This window comes from Moorena sp. SIO3I6 (assembly GCF_010672095.1).
In genome coordinates this window covers 1-1,193 of the sequence record NZ_JAAHHU010001520.1, presented here as the reverse complement: position 1 = coordinate 1,193, position 1,193 = coordinate 1, and the positions used below count along the sequence as shown (strand labels likewise).

General features: G+C 42.0%; 1 protein-coding gene and 1 pseudogene. One reads left to right on the top strand and one right to left on the bottom strand.

The annotated features are described in order from the left end of the window. On the top strand, positions 1 to 275 hold a 275-nt coding region (locus F6K49_RS50840), incomplete at its 5' end, for a PEP-CTERM sorting domain-containing protein (protein WP_293110512.1). Between the two features lie 584 nt (positions 276 to 859). On the opposite strand, the pseudogene F6K49_RS50835 reads toward F6K49_RS50840, so the two are convergent. Beyond that, a pseudogene (locus F6K49_RS50835) lies at positions 860 to 1,193 on the bottom strand (endonuclease/exonuclease/phosphatase); the annotation flags it as partial.

Here is a 1,193-nt window from a genome sequence, read left to right as displayed (position 1 = left end):
CCTACGTTGATTTTCAGGATGGAGAGCTTCTGGGATTGAATTTTGTTCCCAGTTTGTTCACTTTCGATTTTCCCTTTGAAATCCGTGACGAAGACAATGACCGCATAGGAGGCGACTTCTTTACCTATGGTGATTTCTTCATCGGTTCTGGAGACGGTAGTGTCACTTACGCTAAAGTGGGTAAAGTGCCCGAGCCAGCTACTATTTTAGGGTTAAGTGTCCTCGGTGCTAGCTTGCTGCTGGGTAAAAAGAAGGGATCCTCTCAAAACGCTTAGAAGAGTTTTGGGAGTTGAAAGTTGAAAGTTAAAAGTTGAAAGTTGAAAGTTGACGGTTGAGTGTTAGAGGATATCTGAAAAGTTTTTTGATACTGAATTTTGCCCCCCTAGCCCCCCAATTCTGGGGGGAACAAGAATCAATTTGTTGGTAAAAGTCCCCCAAAATTGGGGGATTTAGGGGGCTTTAATGTAGCAAATGAGACTTCTCAGACAACCTCTTAAAGGTTGAGTATTGACAGTTGACCGTTAACACTCAACCCTTAATAGCTAGGATAATGGCAAATTTCTAGTCATCTTCGTCATCACAATTTTTTCCATTGCCCCAATCATGCGATCGCGTAGCGTCGCATCTAATTTACTAGCGCTATTGTTATGGGTTTGTGCGTTCGCGTAGCGTCGGCGAAGCCGAATCGCTTTTCTTTTGATAGCGCTATCCTTAGGTAATTTACCCCCAGAAATCCCTAGTCATATTGTTGATTTTGCCATTAATATTACCCCTGAACTCACCAAAGGGCAGTTTGCCGAAGATAAAATCTGCTGTTTAAAAGCATTGATTAAGCAAACTAGCGAAATTATCAGCAACTTCAATCCGGCAACGGCAGTCGTAACCACAACGGTAAATGGTCACTTACCTCATGTTCAAACCGTCGAAAAAATGCCTTCTTCTCGGATAGTGATAACTCACTAACCCCTCGGTTGTACAACGCATCACTAAACAATTCAACAAAATTAAAAACACCATAATCCGGTCCTCGTGGGTTTTCCCCCATAGAGGAATTTTCCTTATAAGTAGGAAGACGTTGATCCCAATTAAACAAACCAATTTGGTCAAAGGTTTCCGTAAATCTAGCATTAGTGCGCAAGACTTGGTTTGTCTTTGGATGGGGATCTAAGAACGGAAAATTAACATTTGCTTCC